Genomic DNA, 23304 nt, shown 5'->3' with positions numbered 1-23304 from the left:
GCTGCCGGGTCTGGCAGCTCTTTTTAATCCTAATTGATTTAACTTAATGCGCCGCAGCAGTTCTTGTACTTCTTACCGCTTCCGCAACTGCAAGGATCATTGCGACCCACCTTAGGACCAGCGCGTAATGGTGCTGGAGCTATTTCGATGGCTGCGCCACGATCGCCAGTCGACCCAGCCACCTCAAGATCTGCATCGGCATGCTGATACTGCACATCAGAGAGTTTGGCTAAATCCTCATTGATTGACTCGGAGGCTTCATCTAATTCACTGGCACTGCGAATCTGCACCGTCATGATGCTTTTCACAACATCATTCTTGATGACATTGAGTAGCTCACCATACAGCTCAAATGCTTCGCGACGGTACTCTTGTTTCGGATCTTTTTGAGCATAGCCACGCAAATGGATACCTTGCCGCAAATGGTCCAAAGCGGCCAAATGTTCACGCCAATGGGTATCTAAACTGTAGAGCAACACCGAGCGCTCAAACCCAGCGAAAGATGGGCGTCCGGAAAGCTCTACTTTTGCATCATAAGTTTCTGTTGCGGCTGCCAGTACACGATCAACAATTTGCTCATCGTCCATAGATGCAGCATTTTCAACCCAATTTTTCAGATCAACCGTTAAACCCCAGTCGCTTGCCAGCGCTTTCTCCAGACCAAGCAAGTCCCACTGCTCTTCCATGGACTCCGAAGGAATATATAGAGCGCAAATGCCACGCAATACATCTTCGCGCAAGTTAGCAATCAACTCACCAACATCGGCGCTCTCGAGAACCTCATTTCTAAGGCGATATGTTTCTTTACGCTGATCATTAGCAACGTCGTCATACTCCAACAATTGCTTACGAATATCAAAGTTGCGGCCTTCAACTTTACGCTGAGCGGACTCGATAGAGCGAGTCACCATACCCGCCTCAATCGGCTCGCCATCCGGCATCTTGAGGCGATCCATGACTGCACGCAGACGATCTCCAGCAAAAATACGCAAAAGCGAATCATCTAAAGAAAGATAAAAGCGAGAAGAGCCTGGGTCACCCTGACGACCAGCACGACCACGAAGCTGATTATCGATACGACGACTCTCGTGGCGCTCTGTGCCAATAATATGCAAACCACCAGCAACTAATACTTGATCATGCAAGCTTTGCCATTCGTCCTGCAAAGTCTTAATCTTGGCTGCTTTTTCTACATCGGGTAGACCGGCATCCGCTTCGATCAAAGAAGATTGTTTGCCAACGTTTCCACCTAAAACGATATCTGTTCCACGGCCCGCCATATTGGTAGCAATAGTGATCATCTTAGGTCTACCAGCTTGAGCAATGATCTCGGCTTCGCGAGCGTGCTGTTTCGCATTCAAGACCTGATGGGGTAATTGACGCTCACCTAACAAGCCTGCAATGAGTTCTGAGTTCTCAATCGAAGTTGTACCCACCAAGACAGGTTGACCACGCTTATAACAATCCTCAATATCCTTAATTACTGCGTCGTAACGCTCGCGCGATGTCTTATAGATCTGATCTTGACGATCTTTTCTTTGGCTAATCCGATTTGGAGGAATGACTACAGTCTCAAGACTGTAGATTTCCTTGAACTCATAAGCTTCAGTATCGGCAGTACCAGTCATACCAGCCAACTTGCCGTACATACGGAAGTAGTTCTGGAAAGTGATCGTGGCTAGCGTCTGATTCTCATTCTGAATCTGCACACCTTCTTTTGCCTCCACAGCTTGATGCAAGCCATCAGACCAGCGACGACCCTGCATTAAGCGTCCCGTGAACTCATCAACAATAATGACTTCATTGTTTTGTACAACATATTGCTGATCGCGGTTGTACAGAGTATGCGCACGCAATGCTGCGTACACGTGGTGCATCAAAGTAATATTTTGCGGTGAGTACAAAGAGCCGCCATCATTCAAGGCGCCAATCTCAACTAAGACTGTCTCAGCCTTGTCATGGCCGCGCTCTGTTAAATAAACTTGATTGGACTTTTCATCAACCCAGTAATCGCCCGGCTTTTCAACACCAGTACCATCCGCTTTCTCTTCACCGATTTGGCGCTCTAAGTAAGCAGGTAACGAATTGATCTTGATATACAAATCAGTATGGTCTTCAGCCTGACCCGAAATGATCAATGGGGTCCGCGCCTCATCAATCAAAATAGAATCTACCTCGTCAACAATCGCATAGGCTAGGCCACGTTGAACACGCTGACCCAGATCTTGCACCATGTTGTCCCGAAGGTAATCAAAGCCAAACTCGTTATTAGTACCGTAGGTAATATCAGCTGCATAAGCCTCTTGCTTAGTGGTGTGATCCATTTGCGATAGATTCACACCCACTTTCATACCCAAGAAGTTGTAGAGCGTTGACATCCACTCAGCATCGCGCTGAGCCAAGTAATCATTGACTGTAATAACGTGGACACCCTGACCTGTGAGGGCATTCAAATATACAGGAAGCGTAGCGGTTAAGGTCTTACCTTCGCCGGTGCCCATTTCAGCAATCTTGCCTTGATGTAATGCGAGGCCACCCATCATCTGCGCATCAAAATGGCGCATCTTCATCACTCGTGTACTTGCTTCACGAACTACAGCAAAAGCTTCTGGAGCAATATCATCCAATGACTCACCCGCAGCTAAACGTGACTTGAACTCAGCAGTTTTTGCTTGCAGTGCGGCATCATCCAAAGCTTGCATGCTAGGCTCGAAAGCGCTAACTTTGGCAACTACTTTGCGATACTGTTTTAAGAGGCGGTCGTTACGACTGCCGACCAGGGTTTTAAGAAGACCGATTACCATGGGATATTGAAGTAAATTAAGACCTTGAGTTTATCACCCGCACCCTCTTTTTATATGAACTTTGCTCCCAAACCTATCCGCACGAAAGCCGCCCATGAGTGGTTGGAGTATTTGCGCGAGTCAGAGGGCTTGGGTGGAATTTTGGCCAAAACCGAAGATCTAGCCAAACTCAAAATTGCCCTGAAAGCAGCCTTATTCGAATTGGACTTAGATAACTTAGCGCCCAAAATTGAGGCTGGATGGCGTTCTGGAGCTCAAAATGAGCTCTTTTTACTCGTTAATGGGGCGAGTATTGCAACCCGCCTTCAGCAAGTTTTACCTAGTTTAATCAATGAGTTAGCCAAAAAAGGCGTTGTCTGCACCAGCATTAAGGTGCGCCTTAAACCAGCGCCACCCACCTGGGAAATCAAGCCCCGCGAGGGGCTCCAGGCCAATCAAAAACCAAAAGGCTTTAATGCAGTTGCAAGGGCTTCTTGGGAATCATTGTTGGATAGATTGGCACCGGATTCGGAGCTTCATAAGGCGGTTGAACGCCTACTTCAGAGTAAGCCTAAATAAACCTAGAAAAAGAGGGGTTGACTCTCTTTGGAATAGGCTGAGGGAGCCTTATTTTCTGGAAAACTGCTAATTTCATAAGCACTAGGATCTTCCAAAAGCTTACGCAAGAGCGCGTTATTTAAGGCGTGTCCTGATTTTTCAGCAACATAGGAACCCACAATCGGATGTCCAACTAAATACAGGTCGCCAATGGCGTCCAAAATTTTATGGCGAACAAACTCATCTTCATAACGTAACTCTTCGTTATTCAGAATACGATGCTCATCGAGCACGATCGCGTTATCTAAACTTCCGCCACGCGCCAATCCCATCTCTCGCAAGGCCTCAACCTCATGAGCAAAGCCAAAGGTTCGGGCACGACCAATCTCACTACGATAAGCATGCTCAGCAAAATCCACCACAAAGCGCTGACCAGTTTTATCAACTGCCGGATGTTTAAAGTCAATGGTGAAGTCCAACTTAAATCCAAAGAAAGGTTCTAGGCGCGCAAGCTTGTCGCCATCCTTCACTTCTACAGATTTTTTAATGACCACAAACTGTCTAGAAGCTTCTTGCTCAGCTATACCGGCTGATTCCATTAGAAACAAAAATGAAGCTGCACTGCCATCCATGATGGGCACTTCTTCACCATCCAGCTCAATTAATAAATTATCAAGTCCTAGGCCTGCACAAGCTGAAAGTAAATGTTCCACAGTGGAAACACGCACGCCATCTTTTTGTATCACTGAGGCTAGGCGAGTGTCACAAACCGCCAGAGCAGTGGCCGGTATAACCGATTGCTCCGGGGTATCTACACGAACAAATGCAATTCCTGAATTTACCGGCGCAGGCTTAATAGACAAAGTCACCTTGCGCCCAGAGTGCAAACCAATCCCCACAGTTTTAATCGGAGTAGCGATTGTGCGTTGCTTCATCATGGTTTATCTAAATTCAGGAAGGATTGATTAAAGCTTTTTCAAGATAGAAGCGGCATCACTTACTTCAAACTTGCCAGGTGCTTCGCGATCCAAGGTTGTCACAACACCATCTTCAACAATCATGGCATAACGATCTGAACGAACACCCAAACCACGAGCAGTTAAATCCAATTCCAGGCCAAGCTTCTTAGTGAATTCAGCACTACCATCACCCAACATGCGAATCTTTTTACCCACTTTTTGATCGCGGCCCCAAGCACCCATTACAAATGGGTCGTTTACTGAAATACACCAAATCTCATCAACACCTTTTGCTTTGATTGCATCAAAGTGCTCAACATAGCTAGGAACGTGCTTTGCTGAACAAGTCGGAGTAAATGCGCCAGGCAAAGCAAAGATCACAATCTTTTTGCCGGCAGTGAGTTTTTCAACTTCAAATGTGTTTGGTCCAATAGCACAACCTTCGCTGGCCTCATCCAAGAACTCATAAAGAGTAGCGTTTGGTAATTTTTGTCCGACTGCGATCATAAAGTCTCCAATGAAATAGTTGTCATGAGTATGCCAACGCTAGCGCGGGATTCGTCGTCCGGAGGGGCGCCGCGCTGGCATTCTGCAAGGTCTATTGTATGAGCAGTGGTTTAGTCTGCTTGCTTACGTAAAAAAGCTGGGATTTCGTAGTAATCAGCCCCCTTATCAAGCATGGTTTTAGCCTGTGGCGAGCTATCAGCACCTAATGTAGGGGCTGGTGTAGCTTCCCGTGAACTACGGAATACACGTGGCAAATCATATTGACTGTAATCAACACCGCTAGTTGCTGGTTGAGCAGCAATCGCAGGAGCGCTTCCCATACCTGTCATTGCCAAACCTGCACTCGTGCTCAAAGCTGAGTCAAGATTTACTTTGCTCATTGCTGCTGAAGCACTTGCTGGAGCAAAGCTGTTTAAGTCAGCCATCGTTGGCATAGCATCATGCGTACCAGTAGCTTGCCTCCAAACCACTTCTGGTTGATGATGTTGACGTGCTTGTGGATTATTCAAACCAGTAGCAACAACAGTGACGCGCAAGGCATCACCTAAGCTCTCGTCATAAACAGTACCGAAAATCACAGTCGCATCATCTGCAGCATAGCCACGAATTGCCGCCATGACTTCACGAGTCTCAGACAACTTCAATGAACGGCTAGCGGTGATATTGACCAATACACCACGTGCACCAGACAAATCGACGCCCTCGAGTAGTGGTGAAGCAACTGCAGCTTCAGCAGCTAAGCGTGCGCGGTCCATGCCAGAAACTGTTGCAGTTCCCATCATCGCCTTGCCTTGTTCGCCCATGACTGTTTTCACATCCTCAAAGTCGACGTTGATCAAACCTTGTACGTTAATGATTTCTGCAATACCTGAAACAGCGTTATGCAATACATCATCAGCGCATGCAAATGCCTTATCAAACTCAGCGTCTTCACCCATGACTTCAAAGAGCTTTTCATTGAGAACTACGATCAATGAATCTACGTAAGACTCCAGTTCAGCCGCGCCGTTTTCTGCAACCTTAAGACGCTTCACGCCTTCAAAGTCAAATGGCTTGCTAATTACACCGACAGTCAAAATACCCATCTCTTTAGCAACTTGAGCAACAATTGGCGCTGCACCAGTACCGGTGCCACCACCCATGCCGGCAGTAATAAACACCATGTGTGCACCTTGCAATGTATCTGCAATACGTGCTCGCGCTTCTTCAGCCGAAGCTGCACCGATTTCAGGTTTTGCACCAGCACCGAGTCCGCTAGAGCCTAGTTGCAAATTCACAGATGCCTCAGAACGCTGTAAAGCGCCAGCATCGGTGTTCATGCAAATAAACTCTACGCCGTTAACACCGCGACGAATCATGTGCTGAACTGCATTACCACCTGCACCACCAACTCCAACCACTTTAATAATGGTTTTGCCGGCTGTTTCTTGATCTAATATTTCAAATTCCATATACCCTCCTAGGTAATAAGTACTACATTGACGACGACGAAAAACTTAAAAATTTCCTGCGAACCATTCCTTCATGCGCGCCATCACACTTTGCAGCGCGCCTGATTGTGATACTCGACGGCCACGCAATAACTGCGCCTGGCCTTCCATTAATAAACCGATGCTGGTAGCAAAACGGGGGTTGCGTAAAACCTCATGTAGGTGCCCGCGGTACTCAGGAGTGCCGATACGCGCTGGGCGCAAGAACACTTGCTCAGCAAGCTCAACCATTCCTGGCATCAGGGATGTTCCACCAGTTAGTACGATTCCTGAAGACACCATGTCTTCGTAACCAGAATCACGTACAACGCCTCGAACCAATGTGAATAGCTCTTCAACTCGTGGCTCGATTACAGCAGCTAAAGCTTGCTTTGACATTGGGCGCGGCTCACGATCACCAACACCTGGGACATCAATCATGGTGGTTGGATCGGCCATATCTTGGCGAGCAATACCATATTGAATCTTGAGATCTTCCGCATCAATAGTCGGGGTACGCAATGCCATAGCAATGTCATTCGTAATTTGATCGCCTGCAATCGGGATCACTGCAGTATGTCGAATAGAGCCTTGGCAATAAATCGCAATATCAGTTGTACCACCACCAATATCTACTAAAACAATACCCAACTCTTTTTCATCTTCAGTTAATACAGCCAAACTCGAAGCCAAAGGCTGCAAAATTAAATCATTAACCTCCAAACCACAACGACGTACACACTTCACAATATTTTGTGCGGCACTAACAGCACCAGTAACGATATGTACCTTTACTTCCAGGCGTAAACCACTCATACCTATTGGCTCGCGTACGTCTTCTTGCCCATCAATAATGAATTCTTGAACAAGAATATGAAGGATTTGTTGATCCGTTGGAATATTGATTGCTTTAGCAGTTTCCAAAACACGCTCAACATCACCAGCACTAACTTCTTTATCGCGTATTGCCACCATACCGCTAGAGTTGAAACTCACAATGTGATTTCCAGCAATGCCAGTAAAGACCTGCACGATCTGGCGGTCGGCCATCACTTCAGCTTCTTCAAGCGCTTTCTGAATAGACTGAACAGTAGCTTCAATATTGACAACTACACCCTTTTTCAAACCCTTGGATGCAGTTTGACCAACGCCAACGACATTAAATTGACCATCAGCTGCCAGCTCAGCAACCAAAGCAACCACCTTGGATGTTCCAATATCTAATCCGACCAATAAATCGCGGTTGTCTTTACTCATTCTCATTCCTCATTGCTTCTGCTCGCTTTTTTTGCCATCTACTTCATTTTTTTTCAAACTTGCCGAAGCAAGATGCACTGCAAAACCATTTGCGTAGCGCAGATCGATTGCATCTACTCGGTTAGCCCACTTTTCTTGAACCTGCGGCCAATACTTAAAGAGGCGTGCCACACGATCTTCAGTTAATGTTTTGTCAGAATTCTCTTCATCCCGACCGAACTCCACCTTCATGCCATTGGATAACTTCACATGCCAGGCATAGCGCTCAGAAAGAGTTAAGCTTTTCACTTCTGCACTCCAGGGCTTAAACCAAGCGTTTGCCCTCTCGTACAAACGCATCACTTCTTTGCTGGCATCATCTGGCCCCGAGAAATCAACCAAAGAAATGCCATCCCCCACATCAGAGACGCGCCCAGCAAAGAGCTCCCCATGAGTATTCATTAAAGTTTGACTGTCAGCGCCGCCCCAAGTACCAAAAGGCTTTTGCTCTTCAATACTCACAATCAATCCGTTAGGCCAGACTCTGCGAACGTTGGCATGACGTACCCAAGGCATCGACTCAAAACCACGCTTCACATCTTCCAATCTCACGCTAAAGAAGTTACCTTGGACAGTCTCTAAAACCTGCTGCTTAACTACAGGCTTATTTATATGCTTTAGCGTTTGACCAGCCACTGGCTCTATCACCACTTGGCGTAATGCAAATACTGGACGCTGACTCAACCACACCAAAATTCCAAGGAAAATCATGACTGCAAAACAGCGCATCAAGAAACGGCTCAACTTTTGCATCCGCTCTGCATGATTCCAAAGAGGGGATGCCAATGAAGCAAACACTTCACCGAAACCGTTCATAAAGGCGCTAATCCAACTCATGCTTGCGCAGCCCCTTTGCTTTTTAAGGTTTGGCTAATGACCCAGAGAACTAGTTCGGCATATTCAATACCAGCCGCTTTTGCCGCCATAGGAACCAAAGAATGTGAGGTCATACCTGGAGAGGTGTTCATCTCCAAGAGATAAGGTTTGCCAGTTTTTTGATTGAGCATCACATCAGCTCGACCCCAAGTTTTGCATCCAAGCGCACGATAAGATGCTAAGGCCAATTCTTGAACTGCTTTATTTACTTCTGGCGCAAGTCCAGTTGGGCATAAGTATTTGGTCTCATCAGAGAAATACTTATTATGGAAATCGTAGTTCGCTTCTGGTGGAATGATTTTGATCACAGGTAAGGCTTCAGCATTTGCTCCAAATCCAACCAACGGGCAAGTCAACTCATCACCAACAATACAAGCCTCTGCAATCACCTTTTTATCCATTCCGGCGGCTAACTTATAGGCAGCAGGTAATTCTTCAACGGATTTCACTTTAGTTAAACCAAGTGAAGAGCCTTCATGTGCAGGCTTCACAATTAATGGCAAGCCCAAATGCTTTACTACGGCATTCCAGTCGCTGTCAGCTTTAAGCTCTTCAAATTCAGGAGTTGAAAGACCGCTACTAAGCCAAACAAGCTTGGTCGCAATTTTGTCGATAGCCAATGCAGACGCCAGTACACCACTACCGGTGTAAGGCAAGCCTAATAGATCGAGCAATCCCTGGATAGTGCCATCCTCGCCATAACGTCCATGCAAAGAGATAAAAACACGGTCAAATTTTTCTTGGGCCAACTCAGTTGGGCAACGTAATCCTGGATCAAATGGATGTGCATCAACCCCTTTGGAGAGCAGTGCTTCCAAAACACCATTACCCGACATCAAGGAAATCTCTCGTTCACCAGAGCGACCACCAAGCAATACACCCACCCGACCGAGAGATTTAACATCCAAGTTTGCGAGCTCTTGCTTCACTCGCTCACCCCAAGACAGCAACGATTGGTTTAGATTAGACATGTTTTGCCTCTGCCAATACATGAGGCAATCCAGAGATCGAGCCTGCACCCATCGTGATTAAGACATCACCATCACGCAACACGACGCTGAGTTTTTCTGGCATCTCCGAAACGGTTGACGCAAAGGCGACGGCATTACTATCCAATGAAGAGTGAGTAGTCTTATCAGCGGTAAGCGCTGCCTTCATGAGACTCTGACCATCCGCACCTGGAATCTTCGCTTCTCCAGCTGGATAAACTTCGGTTAATACGAGTGCATCAAAGTTTTTAAGAACTTGTACAAATTCACCAAAGCAATCACGTGTTCTTGTAAAGCGATGGGGTTGGAATGCCAATACCAATCGACGGCCTGGGTAAGCGCCACGGGCTGCAGATAAAGTAGCCGCCATTTCAACAGGATGGTGTCCGTAATCATCTATTAATGTGAAGCTTCCGCCAGAGGCCAAAGAAATTTCTCCATACCTTTGGAAGCGACGACCAACGCCACTAAATTCAGATAAAGCCTTCACAATAGCTTCATCACTAACACCTAATTCAGTTGCAATACCAATTGCTGCCAATGCATTTTGAACATTGTGTATGCCGGGCAAATTTAATTGCACCTCAAGACGGCCTGGCTTATTGCCATGACGGCGCACAGTTTTACGATCAACCGTAAAGTGCATCTGAGTACCTTCAGCCCGTACATTACTTGCACGAATATCTGCATCATCAGATAAGCCATAGCGTAGTACTGGCTGAGATACAAACGGAATAATGTCTCGAACGTTGGCATCATCAATACACAGAACGGCAACACCATAGAAAGGCATGCGCTGAATAAATTGGACAAAAGCCTGCTTCAATCTGGCCATGTCATGCTGGTAGGTATCCATGTGATCAGCATCAATATTGGTAACGACCTCCATCGCAGGAAATAATTGCAAGAAAGAGGCATCAGACTCATCCGCCTCCACCACAATAAAGTCACCCTGACCTAAACGTGCATTAGCACCTGCAGAATTTAACTTACCCCCAATAACGAAGGTTGGATCTAAACCACCTTCAGCCAAGACTGAGGCAACTAAACTAGTCGTTGTTGTTTTGCCATGAGTACCTGCAATTGCAATACCCTGCTTTAAGCGCATAAGCTCACCGAGCATGACTGCACGCTGAATCACGGGAACTTTAGCTGCGCGAGCAGCCAGCACCTCTGGATTATTGCCCGCAACCGCAGTAGAAATTACCACCGCCTCTGCAGTACCAATATTTTTAGGGTCATGGCCAATATGAATCACTGCACCTAAATCTTTTAGGCGCTTCGTTACAGCACCTTCAGCTAAGTCAGATCCAGATACCTGATATCCCAGATTCAGCAAGACTTCGGCAATACCGCTCATGCCTGCGCCGCCGATGCCAACAAAGTGAATTTGCTGCACGATATGTTTCATATACCTACTCCTGCACAATCTGCACATACTTCAGCCACACGCTCAGTTGCATGAGGCTTCGCTAAAGCATGAGCACGCTTGGCCATCCTTTGTAAATCTTGGCGGCTGAAGTTTTGAATCATAGATGCCAGATCCTGCGGATTGAGATCTTGTTGTGGCAACAAAATAGCCGCATCTGCATCCGATAAAAATCGTGCATTTGCAGTCTGATGATCATCAATCGCATATGGAAACGGGATCAAACAAGATGCCACACCACAAGCTGCGATCTCTGAGACAGTCATCGCACCAGAGCGGCAAATCACCAGATCTGCTTGAGCGTAGGCGCTTGGCATATCGTCAATGAAAGGGCGAATGTCAGCAGTAATACCTAGGCTGGCATAACGTTGTTGTAGATCTACAAGATGTTTATCACCTGCCTGATGAATTACATGTGGACGTGCATCCTTATCTATTAGCGCTAAGGCTGCTGGAATGACTTCATTTAAAGCTGCGGCACCTAAGCTGCCACCAACCACTAGAATCGATAAACGTCCGGTACGCGCTGTGTAACGTTTTTCTGGCGCTGCTACAGTTTCAAATTCTTCACGAATTGGATTGCCTACCCACTCAGCGTGAGTCATCGTATCTGGAAAGCCAGTCAAGGTACGCATAGCAATTTTGGATAAAGCACGATTTGCACTTCCAGCTACGGAATTAGCTTCATGTAGAACCAATGGCTTTTTCAAGAACTTAGTCATCAAGCCACCAGGAAATGTAATGTATCCACCCATACCTAAAACTACATTTGGTTTGATGCGGCGCATGATCTTCCAGCTCTGCATACAGGCTCTAGCAAGATTAAATGGCAGCATCAATGTCGCTTTAATACCTTTGCCACGCAAGCCACCAAAGTTGATTGCCTCAAATGGGAAGTCGCAAGCTTTCACTAAGCGATATTCCATACCACCCTGATTGCCAAGCCAAGATACATTCCACCCACAAATACGCAGGTACTCAGCAACAGCTAGCCCCGGGAAAATATGCCCCCCAGTACCGCCGGCCATAATCAAGATGGATGGCTTGGTCATAACTTGCCGCCCCGCATCAAGATTCGGTTTTCGTAATCAATCCGAAGTAGCATTGCTATGGCAACGGCATTCATCAAGATTCCTGAGCCGCCATAACTCACTAGTGGGAGTGTTAAGCCTTTTGTGGGAAGTAAACCTAAGTTCACACCCATATTGATAAATGCTTGCCAACCAATCCATATCGCCACACCCTTAGCGGCAAGACCAGCAAAACTACGATCTAGTTGCAATGCAGTACGGCCGATCAGGAATGCGCGACGCACGATCCAGTAGAACAAGAAGATCATCACTACTACACCGACAAATCCAAGCTCTTCACCAATCACTGCCATGATGAAATCCGTATGCGCCTCAGGAAGGTAGTGTAATTTTTCCACACTGCCACCCAGACCTAAGCCGAACCATTCACCACGGCCGAAAGCCATCAGCGAATGGGTTAATTGATAACCTTTATTTGCTGCATTGTCGACTTGCCATGGATCCATAAAGGCCAACATGCGGCCACGCCGGAAAGGTGAAAGCGCAATCATCGTGGCGCCACTCATCAAGCCAACTAAGATCAAGCCGCCAAACAACTTAGCGTTAATACCGCCCAAGAACAAAATGCCAAAAGCAATTAAGGCAACCACAACAAACGCACCCATGTCTGGCTCAGCCATCAATAGGCCGCCAACTAAGGCAACAGCAATGCCCATTGGAAGCATGCCTTTAACAAATGAGTGGAGATACTCTTGGCGTTGAACTGTATAGCTTGCAGCAAATATCACTGCAGCAAACTTCATTAATTCAGATGGCTGGAAGTTCATTAGACCCAATGGAATCCAACGCTTCGCACCATTCACGCCTTTTCCAATACCGGGGATGAGCACAGCGATTAATAGCAGGACAGTGAATCCAAAAATGATTGGAGAGTAGCGATCCCATATGTGGGTTGGGATCTTAAAGACCCAAATAGCTACACCAACGGCAATTGCTAATGAAATGCAATGGCGAATTAAGAAGAAGTTACTGCTGAAATTTGCGAACTTAGGGCCATCGGCTAAAGTAATGGATGCAGAGTAGACCATCACTAATCCAATTAAGGCCAAAGACAATACTGCCCATACCAATAGCTGGTCATAGTCCATCATGCGTGAACGAGTTTGCTCAACGCCAGAGACTGCATCTCTCAAGCCGCTACGAAAATTATCTATCCCGCCTCTGGAGAAATTCCAGAAGCGGTCAAGGCCCAAACGATTCTCAGGAAAAAGTTTTTCCTTCAAACTCATGCATCAGCTCCTTCGAATTGCATTCCCAATTCCTGAACTTCGGCAATAAACGCCTCAGCACGTGCCACGTAATCACTGAACTGATCAAAACTAGCGCAAGCCGGTGATAACAAAACGATATCGCCTGACTGAGCTTGTTTTGCGGCTTGTGCAACTGCGCTTTGCAGGGTCTCACTCATGACATAAGATACGGAGTCACCCAAAGCTTCAGCAATGATTGGGGCATCTTTACCAATGAGGAAGACGCCTTTTACAAAACGTAATGCAGGCTCACGCAAGGGGCTAAAGTCTTGGCCCTTGCCTTCACCGCCAGCAATCAACCAGATCCGTTTGCCAGACTCATTAGCGCTTAGACCATTCAAAGCGGCTACTGTTGCTCCTACGTTAGTGCCCTTGCTGTCGTCTACATATTCAACATTCGACACAATCGAAACACTTTGAACACGATGAGGCTCGCCGTGGTAATCACGTAAACCATGCAAAAGCATATTCATTGGCAAACCAGCTGATCGTGCCAAGGCTAATGCAGCCAAGGCATTTAATGCATTGTGGCGGCCGCGAATTCGTAGAGCATCAGCTGGAATCAAGCGCTTGAGCCTTAATGGCTCATCCTCTACAACAACTGCTTTACGACGACGCTTCGGTTGCGGCTCAAGATCTTCATCTACTTCAGCCCAGACTAACCAATCAATTCCACCGGCACGCAGATCATGTTCGATTCCAAAGGCACCCCGCTCATCAGGACGGCTGGCACCAAAAGTAATGACGGATTTATTGGATTTCTGCTCGTCAGTAAGCAGATTCATCACTAGCGAATCATCGCGATTCAAGATACAGATAGTGTCCTGCCCAAAAATATTGGCTTTTGCATCAACATACGCCTGCATATCACCATGCCAATCCAAGTGATCTTGCGTAATGTTTAATACGGTCGCCGCTGTTGCATTGAAGGTACTTGTGTAAACCAGCTGGAAGCTAGACAACTCGAGTACCCATATCTCAGGCATGTCGGCAACTTGATCAGACTCATCCAAACACGACATCAACTTATCTAAAGCTGCTGGGCTAATATTGCCAGCTACGGCAACTCTCTTACCAGCCCGCTCACATAACTGCCCTGTCAACGCCGTGGTGGTTGTCTTTCCATTTGTTCCAGTGATAGCTAATACAGCGGGCTTGTATTGAAACTGTTTAACCTGAGCCATACGATCCAATGCAGCAATGGCTCTAGCAAAGAACTCCAATTCCCCCCAGATATCAATACTGGATTCTTGTGCTTTAGCTAAGAAAGAAGCTGTCGGCTCTTGAAATGGCGATAAACCAGGACTGATTCCAATAACTTCAACACTCTTTAAATTAAGGTCATCTAAAGGGCCAAAATAAGCCTTTTGAAGTCCCGAAAATTCAAGATCTGCCAACCAGGCTTTTTGTCGTTCATTCAGCTTTTCACGATCACGCGTATCAGCCAGACTAACCTTTGCGGCATTTCGCAAACACCACTTGGCCATAGCGTAGCCAGATTCACCTAATCCTAGGATCAAGAAATGTTGGGGTACTTGATAACCCTCATCTGCGATGAGAGCTGGATTAGCGAAGGCTTGGTCTAAGTTATGCATATTCTTTGGCTTACCTTAATTTCAGGCTGGAGAGGCCAATGAGAACTAATAAAATAGTGATGATCCAGAAGCGAACTACAACTTGCGTTTCGCGCCAGCCACCCAATTCAAAATGGTGATGCAGCGGAGCCATCCTAAAGATACGGCGGCCTTCACCATAACGCTTCTTAGTGAATTTGAACCAGAAGACTTGCAGCATCACTGACAGTGTTTCTGCGACGAAGATCCCACCCATGACAAAGAGTACGATTTCCTGGCGAACAATCACAGCAATAGTTCCGAGTGCACCACCTAATGCGAGCGCGCCAACGTCACCCATAAATACTTGCGCAGGATGCGTGTTGTACCAAAGAAAAGCCAATCCCGCACCACCCATAGCTCCACAGAAAATCATGAGCTCACCTGCACCGGGAATATAGGGAAACAACAAATACTTTGCGTAAATCGCATTACCCATCACATAAGCAAATGCACCTAGAGCAGCGCCAACCAGTATTACTGGCATGATCACTAAACCATCTAGTCCGTCCGTCAGATTAACGGCGTTGCTACTTCCAACAATCACCAAGTAACTCAGAATGATGAAGCCCATTACGCCTAGTGGGTAACTCACCTCTTTCATAAAGGGAATGAGTAAGTTTGATTTAGCTGGCAAGTCCAAAGCGAAGCCGCTCTTAAGCCAATCAAGGAACAACTGCAAAACTTTGAGGTTATTCACTTCGGATACAGAGAAAGCCAAATAAATAGCGGCAAATAAGCCAATCAAAGTTTGCCAAAAGAATTTTTCTCTTGAGGCCATTCCTTTAGGATCCTTCCGCGCTACTTTGCGGTAATCATCAACCCAACCAATTAAGCCAAATCCAAAAGTCACAATCATCACAATCCAGATAAAACGATTACTCAGATCAGCCCACAGCATGCAGGAGATAAAAATACCCAGCAGAATCAGTACGCCACCCATCGTAGGGGTACCTGATTTCACTAAATGGGTTTGTGGGCCATCTGTACGAACCGCTTGACCCATCTTTAATGCGGTCAACTTCCGAATAACCCACGGACCAGCCGCCAAACCGATCAGTAAAGCAGTCACTGTTGCCATCACCGCTCTAAACGTGATGTAGCTAAAGACTCGGAAAAATCCAAAATCATCTTGCAACCATTGCGCCAACATTAAGAGCATGTTTTAGCCTCCTCTAATAAGGCCTGCACTACACGCTCCATACGCATAAAACGAGATCCCTTAACCAAAATATCTAAATGCATATGCTTGCTCGACTCTTGATTTGCCAGTGCTGCATTGAGCTCTTCAAGCAACTGATCCAATGTGGCGAAATGAGTAGCGCTACTGGTAAGCGAAAACTTCTCTGACTCATTAAACTCTCGCACCGCAAATTTGCACTGCTCCCCGAGTGCAAATAACTTACTGACACCCTGCTCAGCAGCATAGGCGCCGACTTCCTTATGGAACGCAGGGCCTTGATCGCCCACTTCACCCATATCGCCCAGCACCAACCAAGAAGTATTTCCAGACTGTTTCAGTGCATCAATAGCAGCTCTGACAGAATCGGGGTTGGCGTTATAGCTATCATCAATCAGAGTGCGGCCTGCATTTAAAGGTTTGGACTGCATGCGTCCATTTACTGGGACAAACAATTCCAGACCCGCTTGAATTTGCTCCAAACTTAAACCGGCGCCTAAAGCAACTGCGCTAGCTGCTAAGGCATTACGCGCATTGTGATTTCCTAAGGTCTTGAGCTGGACTTCAATTTTGCCGAGTTCAGTTGCAATCTCCATTTTTCCGCTAGCCAATAACTTGCCTGTAACAGAGGCTGTAGCTAACGCAGCGTTAGTAGATAAAGCAAAATCAATGACCTTGCGTCCTGCAGCAGCTTGGTACCAAACATCAGAAAATTCAGAGTCCGCCGGAAATACTGCGACACCGTCCGCAGGAAGTGAACTTAAGGCAGTTGCATGCTCCTTTGCAACAGCTTCTACTGTCGACATAAATTCTTGATGCTCACGTTGAGCGTTATTAATGAGGGCAATATTGGCTTGAGCAATAACCGCTAACTCTGCCGTTTCACCAGGATGATTCATGCCTAACTCAATCACTGCTAGGCGATCAGTCGGTCGCATGCGTAGCAAGGTTAAAGGCAGGCCAATATCATTATTAAGGTTATCCTTGGTTATTAAGGTACATTCTTCGCCGGCGGCTACCTTGAAGATGGAGGCAATCATCTCTTTTACAGTGGTCTTACCATTGGATCCAGTTACCAAAGCCACTGGAATAGAAAACTGCGCACGCCATACCTTTGCTAATTCACCTAAACCTTGCTTAACATCCTGAACACATATTGCAGCTAAGTTTGTTGGACACTTATCTTCTTGACTTACGAGCGCTGCACTTGCGCCTACTGTGGCCACATCACCCAAGAAATCATGCGCATCGAAACGCTCTCCCGCCAAGGCAATAAATAATTCACCAGACTGAATCTGGCGACTATCACTACCAATATGAGAAATTGTGATCTCTCGCGCAGATTCCATATCAGCGTGAATCAGCTTACTGCCTGGCAACATAGCATGCACTTGAGCAAGAGTAGTCATAGGCGCACTCATACGCTACCTCCTGCTGCTAAACGAATGTGTTCTTGATCAGAAAAATCAAATTTCTTGCCATTGATTTCTTGAGTAGACTCATGCCCTTTACCGGCAACCAAAATAATGTCTTTGACATCGGCATGTCGTACCGCAGCCATAATGGCAGCCGCTCTATCGGGCAGCATTTGAACATTGCCCAAGTCACCTGACATACCAGCTTGAATCATGGCGATGATAGATGCTGGATCTTCAGATCTAGGGTTATCGCTTGTAATCACAATATGATCGGCAAACTCTTGAGCCGCACGACCCATTTGGGAACGCTTACCTGAATCTCGATCACCACCACAACCAAAGACGCACCACATTTTTCCATTGCGTTGATTTGCGACTGGGCGTAATGCGTTCAATGCTTTAGTGAGGGCATCTGGTGTGTGGGCATAATCCACCACAATCAATGGGCCCTCAGTTCTTTGTGTTTTATTCAAGTGAATCAGTTCCATACGTCCTGGAATAGCACTTAGCTTGCTCAAGCGCTTAGAGGCCTCAAGTGGGCTAAAACCTTGCGCTAAAAGGACAGTCCACACAGCAAGACAATTGCTGAGATTAAATTCACCCAATACCGCAAGCTGAACAGCGCTTGATCCCATGGAATCACAATTAAATTGAGATTCATAGCCAGCATTTGCAAATAAAGTCTTTTCTGCATAAGTACGCTTCAGACGATCGCTAAATTTTTCAAATCCAACAAATGCATTACTACTTAAGGCGTAGCCCCATACTTGAGGATCGTCACTAGCTAGAAGCTTCATCGCCAACTCTCGCCCAAATGCATCATCAAAATTGATGATGGCATTTTGAAGCTGAGGTAACTTAAAGAGTTTAGCCTTAGCTTGTGCGTACTCTCCCATCGTACCGTGATAATCCAAATGATCTTGCGTGAGATTAGTAAATACCGCACTACGTACATCCAAGCCAGCAACACGATCTTGATCTAATGCATGGGAAGAAATCTCTATGGCCAGATTTTGAGCGCCTGCATCAAGCAATTCTTTTAATTGAGTTTGTAGTTGCGGCGCATCGGGCGTGGTGTAACCAGTCTGAATGAGTGCCCCCGGAAATCCAGTACCCAATGTGCCCAATACTGCAGTGCGATGATTGGGTTCATCCATAGCCTGCGCCAGCCACTGGGTAATACTGGTTTTTCCATTGGTACCTGTGACACCGATGACATTGAGATTTTTGCTTGGGTAGTCATACCACTCCGCGCAGAGCTCTCCAGCCAAGATTGCTAAATGCTCGACAGCAAAACATTCAGGGTGATCTAAGTATTGATTAGCAACGCCCTCAGCAGGATCGAATACTACTGCCGCAGCACCATTTGCTAAGGCGGCCGCAATGTAATCGCGACCATCTCGTAGCGCATTACCATGACCAACAGCGTATGCAAAGAAGATATCGCCAGAATGAATTTGACGACTATCCGCAGTTACTTTTGCATTCGCTGAAGTGAGATCACGTAAATGCGAGATTAAGAGATGGGGCTCAATGTGGATCATTGTCATCATCTTTTTAAAACCGCTGCATTTGTTTTGACTGCAGCAGTTTGAATTTCTGTAGGATTTTTATCCTGTTGCGTCATCTGCTTAACATTACTGTCTGGCAATACATTTAAGGTACGCAGGGTCTCACTCACGATAGTGGAGAAGACAGGTGCAGCAACATCACCACCATAATGACTACCACCAGTCGGCTCATCAATCATGACGGCAACTACAATGCGAGGAGCGCTAATCGGTGCTAGGCCTGCAAAGTAAGCGCGGTATTTATTGCCATAGCCTTTACCCACCAATTTATGTGCGGTACCTGTTTTTCCGCCAACTCGATAACCCTCAGCTTGCGCTTTAATGGCAGTGCCTCCAGGCTCGGTTACTGACTCCATCATGCTGCGCATCTCAATGGCCGTCTTGGCAGAAATGATATGTGTACCAGGCTTGAATTCTGGACTACGCTCAATCGTGAGCGGCACCAATTCACCATCACGTGCAAAGATCGTATATGCACGAGCTACCTGAAAGAGTGAACCTGAAATACCATAACCAAACGCAATCCGCGCCTGATCCGTTGGCATCCATTTTTTAAAGGGATGCACAGTGCCAGCCACAGCACCAGGAAAGCCAATCTTCGGCGTCTGACCCAAGCCAACAGATGTATAAAAATTCCACATCTCTTCGGCAGATAAATTATTCATCGCAATTTTGGCTGTACCAATATTGCTCGATTTTTGAATAATTTGAGAGACGGTTAAATTACCATAAGGGTGGGTATCCGTAATCGGCTTTGGACCCACCAAGTACTTAGCACCAATCACCATATTGGTATTGGGGGTGATAACCCCCTTCTCCAAAGCAATCGCTACGGTTAATGGTTTCATGGTTGAGCCAGGCTCGAAGGTGTCGGTTAAAACGCGATTACGTAACTGCTCACCCGTGAGCTTCTTGCGATCGTTTGGGTTATAGCTTGGGTAATTTGCTAAAGCCAGAATCTCGCCGGTCTGCGTATCCAATACGACAGCACCGCCAGCGCTTGCACGGTGCTGCTCAACTGCATTTTTAACAGCGTTGTAAGCTAGAAACTGAATCTTGCTATCAATAGAAAGTTGTAAATCCTTGCCGTTTTGCGGTAACTGCAAAATGGCAACATCTTCAACAACACGACCGAGGCGATCAACCACTACTCGACGAGCACCTGGATGCCCAGCCAATTCTTTTTCCCTTGAAAGTTCCATGCCCTCTTGGCCACGATCTTCTACGCTTGTAAAGCCAACAACGTGCGCCATCGCTTCACCCTCTGGGTAAAAGCGACGGTATTCGTTATTCAAGCCAATTCCCGGAATTTCTAATTGCTTAATTTGTTGCGCTACTACTGGATCTACTTGGCGCTTCAAGAAAATCTGCTTGCGATCTTCTTTTAACTTCTTACGTAATTCAGATTCACTAATTTGTAAGAGACTTGCTAACTTTTGCACCTTATCTGCAGCTAAATCATCGGGGACAGTATCGTTATAGGCGATCACTGACTTTGCTTCCAAGCTCGTAGCAATGACTTGGCCATTGCGATCCAATATCTTTCCACGGGAAGCAGGTAACTCCAACTCACGCTGTGTACCACGTACACCCTTAGCTTCATAAAAAGCATTTCCTGGGCCCTGAATCCAAAAAGCGCGGATTAGCAACAACATGAAGACGAAGAACAACATGAACAGCATCAAGCGTGACCGCCACATTGGCAGACGCAAGACTAAATTGGGTGTAGTTGAAAAACCTACAGTCCTCATCTAGCCTCCTTCAAGTACAAAGTACGCTCTGGAGATATAGGGACCATATGCAACTGATTACGCGCAACATCACGAATTCGTGCGGACTTCGATAAATTACGCTGCTCATACTCCAAGCGTAACCAGTCCTGATTGAGTTTGCGCTCTTCGATTTGTGCGCGATCTAGCGAAATAAATAATTTACGCGTACGCTGCTGCGCTGCGACCAAAGATAGCGCGCAAACTAATAGCAATACCAGCAAGGTAAGCGTGGCGCGATTCAAGCTAGCACTCCTGCGCGTTTTTCAGCAACACGCATGATGGCGGAACGAGCGCGAGGATTCTCTCGAATCTCATCAGCGCTTGGCTTAACACGTCCAATAATCTCTAAGTCACTTTGCGGTAAATCTCGATCGCGGACAGGCAAACCTCGAGGCACTTCAACCTTGGCGTGTGACTGCAAGAACTGCTTCACAATCCGATCCTCAAGAGAATGAAAGCTAATCACTGCTAAGCGCGCGCCTGGCTTCAATAAATTGAGCGCCGCCTTTAATCCGAGCTCTAAATCTTCTAACTCACGGTTAATAAAAATTCGGAGTGCTTGGAATGTACGAGTCGCAGGATCTTGACCAACTTCTCTTGTACGAACCACGCTGGCTACCAGACCTGCTAATTGCAAGGTTGTTTTTGGAGATAAGCCTTCTTCTCGCTTAGCCACAATAGCTCTAGCAATCTGAGATGCAAAACGTTCCTCACCATAAGTCTTAATCACGCGGGTGATGTCCTCTTGCGATGCTTGCTCCAACCATTGGGCTGCCGTCAAGCCCTGATCCGTATTCATGCGCATATCGAGCGGACCATCTTTGCGAAAAGAAAATCCACGATGTGCTTCGTCTACTTGTGGAGAGCTGATGCCAAGATCTAGCAAAATTCCATCGACTGACTCTGGGTCCGCGTACTGATCCATCTGCGCAAAACTGTCGTGCACGATGCGTAAACGAGAGTCGTTGATTTTTTCCGCTACTGCGATCGCATCCAAATCCTTGTCGAAAGAAATCATTCGCGCATTGGCAGGTAGTTGCGCCAATAAGGCTTGAGTATGACCACCGCGCCCAAAGGTTCCATCGATCAAGAGTAGATTTTTTGAAGCTGCAGAAGAGGTGATGAGTGGTCCACTGACCAGCGCCGTCACCGCCTCGGCCAGTAATACTGGGCGATGAGTTATGTTCATGGCACCCTGTCATCAAAAATTAAATTGCTTCAGGGCTTCAGGCATACCTTGTGCAATGGCAGCCTGTTCTTTTGCAGCGTAAGTAGCGGCGTCCCACAACTCTAGATGACTACCCATACCGAGCAACATCACTTCTTTTTCAATGTCAGCGGCTGATCGCAACTCTGGGCTCACCAAAATTCTTCCGGCGCTGTCCAAATCGACTTCTGCGGCATTGCCAAGGAAAATACGGCGCCACCAATGGGCATCCATCGGCAATTGCGCTACACGTGAACGAAAAGTTTCCCACTCGGGTCGAGGGAATAGCAGTAGGCATCCGTTAGGGTGTTTTGTGAGCGTAATTCGACCCTCACCTTGAACTAACAAGGCGTCACGATGCTTTGCCGGCACAGACATGCGGCCTTTTGCATCTAAATTGAGAGCTGACGCACCTTGAAACACCATTTACCCCACTTTTTCACACTTCCTCCCACTTTAGAGGATCGTATTAAGAGGGTCAAGTGTTTTTGGCTTATTTTTTAGGAAATTTCCTAGTGATTACAAACACTTAGCGTCATATGTTGATAAAATGGTGCCTATAAAAATGCTACTTGAAACAATGGCTTGGAAAATATACTTAAGAATAGGTCTTAGATATCAAGCCTAATAATAGATAAATATACTGTATTAATGAACAGTACTTCAAAGAAAAATATCCGAAATAAATAATTTAGAACTAAATTTTGTAAGCAGTACTTGTCATCACTTTAGACATTACCTGCATTAGACCCTGAATGGGTTTCGGTAAAACCGCTCCACCAGCCAAAATTGCGGCTTGTCCATGCTCAATTTCATCGATACGCATTTGGTTAACAATTGCGCGAGAACGCTCATCTTCTGCAGGCAATGTTTCGAGATGACTCTCGAGGTGATTCTCTACCTGCTTTTCGGTTTCAGCAACAAATCCCAGGCTCCACTTATCACCCGCCAAGCCAGCAGCCATGCCGATGGCAAAGGACCCTGCATACCAAATCGGGTTGAGATAACTGGTGTGCGAGCCCAACTCTTGGAGGCGTGTTTCGCACCAAGCCAAATGGTCCATTTCTTCTTGGCCAGAGTCATCTAACATCTGCCGAATTTCAGGGTTGCGAGCTACTAATTTTTGAGCTTGATAAAGAGCTTGAGCGCAGACCTCGCCAACATGATTCACACGCATTAATCCAGCTGCATGTTCTCGCTCTTTGGCATCCAATAATCCGCTTGATGGGGCATTGGAACCCGGCATTGGACGATGGGCATGAGCACCCCCGACTACCGAGCGTAGGGCTGTATCAAACTCAATAATGAAGCGATCGATTAGTGCCATAAGCTGGTG

Annotated in this window: 20 protein-coding genes; 1 reads left to right on the top strand and 19 read right to left on the bottom strand. The window is 46.5% G+C overall.

From position 1 onward, the window contains the following. Positions 1-38: 38 nt before the first annotated feature. Positions 39-2804 (bottom strand): preprotein translocase subunit SecA, encoded by a 2766-nt coding sequence (gene secA, locus C2747_RS00945; RefSeq protein WP_215331865.1) that lies wholly within the window; start codon positions 2802-2804, stop codon positions 39-41. Between the two features lie 24 nt (positions 2805-2828). On the opposite strand from secA, the gene C2747_RS00940 reads away from it, so the two are divergent. Continuing rightward, positions 2829-3362 (top strand): hypothetical protein, encoded by a 534-nt coding sequence (locus tag C2747_RS00940; RefSeq protein ID WP_251374776.1) that lies wholly within the window; start codon positions 2829-2831, stop codon positions 3360-3362. A gap of 2 nt (positions 3363-3364) precedes the next feature. Here the strand turns inward: C2747_RS00940 and lpxC are convergent, their stop codons facing one another. The 18 genes from lpxC to coq7 all read right to left on the bottom strand — a co-directional run bounded on the left by lpxC (position 3365) and on the right by coq7 (position 23295). Next, positions 3365-4279 (bottom strand): UDP-3-O-acyl-N-acetylglucosamine deacetylase, encoded by a 915-nt coding sequence (gene lpxC, locus C2747_RS00935; RefSeq protein ID WP_215331864.1) that lies wholly within the window; start codon positions 4277-4279, stop codon positions 3365-3367. Between the two features lie 27 nt (positions 4280-4306). Continuing rightward, positions 4307-4807 carry a peroxiredoxin gene (locus C2747_RS00930; RefSeq protein ID WP_215331863.1) on the bottom strand — a complete coding sequence of 167 codons (501 nt, stop codon included), beginning with the start codon at positions 4805-4807 and terminating at the stop codon, positions 4307-4309. A gap of 110 nt (positions 4808-4917) precedes the next feature. Beyond that, a complete protein-coding gene (ftsZ, locus tag C2747_RS00925; RefSeq protein WP_215331862.1) occupies positions 4918-6258 on the bottom strand; it encodes a cell division protein FtsZ in 1341 nt (446 codons plus the stop codon). Between the two features lie 45 nt (positions 6259-6303). Next, positions 6304-7533: a cell division protein FtsA gene (gene ftsA, locus C2747_RS00920; RefSeq protein WP_215331861.1), complete on the bottom strand. Its 1230-nt coding sequence runs from the start codon at positions 7531-7533 to the stop codon at positions 6304-6306. A 9-nt stretch (positions 7534-7542) separates the two neighbouring features. Beyond that, positions 7543-8409, bottom strand: a complete 867-nt coding sequence (locus C2747_RS00915; protein WP_251374775.1) for a cell division protein FtsQ/DivIB — start codon at positions 8407-8409, stop codon at positions 7543-7545. Next, the gene (locus tag C2747_RS00910; RefSeq protein ID WP_215331860.1) at positions 8406-9419 is read right to left on the bottom strand and encodes a D-alanine--D-alanine ligase; all 1014 of its coding nucleotides are present in this window, start codon (positions 9417-9419) and stop codon (positions 8406-8408) included. The genes C2747_RS00915 and C2747_RS00910 overlap by 4 nt, the downstream gene beginning before the upstream one ends. Next, positions 9412-10848 (bottom strand): UDP-N-acetylmuramate--L-alanine ligase, encoded by a 1437-nt coding sequence (murC, locus tag C2747_RS00905; RefSeq protein WP_215331859.1) that lies wholly within the window; start codon positions 10846-10848, stop codon positions 9412-9414. The genes C2747_RS00910 and murC overlap by 8 nt, the downstream gene beginning before the upstream one ends. Further along, the gene (gene murG, locus C2747_RS00900) at positions 10845-11918 is read right to left on the bottom strand and encodes an undecaprenyldiphospho-muramoylpentapeptide beta-N-acetylglucosaminyltransferase (RefSeq protein ID WP_215331858.1); all 1074 of its coding nucleotides are present in this window, start codon (positions 11916-11918) and stop codon (positions 10845-10847) included. Before murG ends, murC begins: the two co-directional genes overlap by 4 nt. Continuing rightward, entirely contained in the window at positions 11915-13186 is a 1272-nt protein-coding gene (gene ftsW / locus C2747_RS00895; RefSeq protein WP_215331857.1) for a putative lipid II flippase FtsW, read from the bottom strand. Before ftsW ends, murG begins: the two co-directional genes overlap by 4 nt. Further along, entirely contained in the window at positions 13183-14802 is a 1620-nt protein-coding gene (gene murD, locus C2747_RS00890; RefSeq protein ID WP_215331856.1) for a UDP-N-acetylmuramoyl-L-alanine--D-glutamate ligase, read from the bottom strand. The genes ftsW and murD overlap by 4 nt, the downstream gene beginning before the upstream one ends. A 10-nt stretch (positions 14803-14812) precedes the next feature. Continuing rightward, on the bottom strand, positions 14813-15982 hold the full coding sequence (gene mraY, locus C2747_RS00885) for a phospho-N-acetylmuramoyl-pentapeptide-transferase (RefSeq protein ID WP_215331855.1): 1170 nt from the start codon (positions 15980-15982) through the stop codon (positions 14813-14815). Then, the gene (locus C2747_RS00880) at positions 15973-17421 is read right to left on the bottom strand and encodes a UDP-N-acetylmuramoyl-tripeptide--D-alanyl-D-alanine ligase (protein ID WP_215331854.1); all 1449 of its coding nucleotides are present in this window, start codon (positions 17419-17421) and stop codon (positions 15973-15975) included. Before C2747_RS00880 ends, mraY begins: the two co-directional genes overlap by 10 nt. After that, positions 17418-18971 carry a UDP-N-acetylmuramoyl-L-alanyl-D-glutamate--2,6-diaminopimelate ligase gene (locus C2747_RS00875; RefSeq protein WP_215331853.1) on the bottom strand — a complete coding sequence of 518 codons (1554 nt, stop codon included), beginning with the start codon at positions 18969-18971 and terminating at the stop codon, positions 17418-17420. The genes C2747_RS00880 and C2747_RS00875 overlap by 4 nt, the downstream gene beginning before the upstream one ends. Next, positions 18968-20689, bottom strand: a complete 1722-nt coding sequence (locus C2747_RS00870; protein ID WP_251374840.1) for a peptidoglycan D,D-transpeptidase FtsI family protein — start codon at positions 20687-20689, stop codon at positions 18968-18970. Before C2747_RS00870 ends, C2747_RS00875 begins: the two co-directional genes overlap by 4 nt. Positions 20690-20736: 47 nt before the next feature. Further along, complete coding sequence (gene ftsL, locus C2747_RS00865) at positions 20737-21003, bottom strand: cell division protein FtsL (RefSeq protein WP_215331852.1); 267 nt, start codon at positions 21001-21003, stop codon at positions 20737-20739. Continuing rightward, positions 21000-21950 carry a 16S rRNA (cytosine(1402)-N(4))-methyltransferase RsmH gene (rsmH, locus tag C2747_RS00860; RefSeq protein ID WP_215331851.1) on the bottom strand — a complete coding sequence of 317 codons (951 nt, stop codon included), beginning with the start codon at positions 21948-21950 and terminating at the stop codon, positions 21000-21002. The genes ftsL and rsmH overlap by 4 nt, the downstream gene beginning before the upstream one ends. A 12-nt stretch (positions 21951-21962) precedes the next feature. Further along, positions 21963-22391, bottom strand: coding sequence for a division/cell wall cluster transcriptional repressor MraZ (gene mraZ, locus C2747_RS00855; RefSeq protein WP_215333006.1), 429 nt, complete (start codon positions 22389-22391; stop codon positions 21963-21965). 274 nt (positions 22392-22665) lie between these two features. After that, positions 22666-23295, bottom strand: coding sequence for a 2-polyprenyl-3-methyl-6-methoxy-1,4-benzoquinone monooxygenase (gene coq7, locus C2747_RS00850; protein ID WP_215331850.1), 630 nt, complete (start codon positions 23293-23295; stop codon positions 22666-22668). Positions 23296-23304: the final 9 nt, after the last annotated feature.

The sequence above is a fragment of the Polynucleobacter corsicus genome (assembly GCF_018688255.1).
GTDB classification, from domain to species: Bacteria; Pseudomonadota; Gammaproteobacteria; order Burkholderiales; family Burkholderiaceae; genus Polynucleobacter; species Polynucleobacter corsicus.
Note: the sequence above shows the minus strand (reverse complement) of the source record. Positions and strands in the feature narration are given on the sequence as shown.

Excerpts from the sequence above, each read along its gene's own strand:
- rsmH (WP_215331851.1), bottom strand. The coding sequence starts at position 21,950 with ATGAACATAACTCATCGCCCAGTATTACTGGCCGAGGCGGTGACGGCG.
- murG (WP_215331858.1), bottom strand. The coding sequence starts at position 11,918 with ATGACCAAGCCATCCATCTTGATTATGGCCGGCGGTACTGGGGGGCAT.
- mraY (WP_215331855.1), bottom strand. The coding sequence starts at position 15,982 with ATGCTCTTAATGTTGGCGCAATGGTTGCAAGATGATTTTGGATTTTTC.
- C2747_RS00875 (WP_215331853.1), bottom strand. The coding sequence starts at position 18,971 with ATGATGACAATGATCCACATTGAGCCCCATCTCTTAATCTCGCATTTA.
- secA (WP_215331865.1), bottom strand. The coding sequence starts at position 2,804 with ATGGTAATCGGTCTTCTTAAAACCCTGGTCGGCAGTCGTAACGACCGC.
- C2747_RS00910 (WP_215331860.1), bottom strand. The coding sequence starts at position 9,419 with ATGTCTAATCTAAACCAATCGTTGCTGTCTTGGGGTGAGCGAGTGAAG.
- coq7 (WP_215331850.1), bottom strand. The coding sequence starts at position 23,295 with ATGGCACTAATCGATCGCTTCATTATTGAGTTTGATACAGCCCTACGC.
- ftsW (WP_215331857.1), bottom strand. The coding sequence starts at position 13,186 with ATGAGTTTGAAGGAAAAACTTTTTCCTGAGAATCGTTTGGGCCTTGAC.
- C2747_RS00915 (WP_251374775.1), bottom strand. The coding sequence starts at position 8,409 with ATGAGTTGGATTAGCGCCTTTATGAACGGTTTCGGTGAAGTGTTTGCT.
- C2747_RS00880 (WP_215331854.1), bottom strand. The coding sequence starts at position 17,421 with ATGAGTGCGCCTATGACTACTCTTGCTCAAGTGCATGCTATGTTGCCA.
- ftsZ (WP_215331862.1), bottom strand. The coding sequence starts at position 6,258 with ATGGAATTTGAAATATTAGATCAAGAAACAGCCGGCAAAACCATTATT.
- murC (WP_215331859.1), bottom strand. The coding sequence starts at position 10,848 with ATGAAACATATCGTGCAGCAAATTCACTTTGTTGGCATCGGCGGCGCA.
- C2747_RS00930 (WP_215331863.1), bottom strand. The coding sequence starts at position 4,807 with ATGATCGCAGTCGGACAAAAATTACCAAACGCTACTCTTTATGAGTTC.
- murD (WP_215331856.1), bottom strand. The coding sequence starts at position 14,802 with ATGCATAACTTAGACCAAGCCTTCGCTAATCCAGCTCTCATCGCAGAT.
- C2747_RS00870 (WP_251374840.1), bottom strand. The coding sequence starts at position 20,689 with ATGTGGCGGTCACGCTTGATGCTGTTCATGTTGTTCTTCGTCTTCATG.
- lpxC (WP_215331864.1), bottom strand. The coding sequence starts at position 4,279 with ATGATGAAGCAACGCACAATCGCTACTCCGATTAAAACTGTGGGGATT.
- ftsA (WP_215331861.1), bottom strand. The coding sequence starts at position 7,533 with ATGAGTAAAGACAACCGCGATTTATTGGTCGGATTAGATATTGGAACA.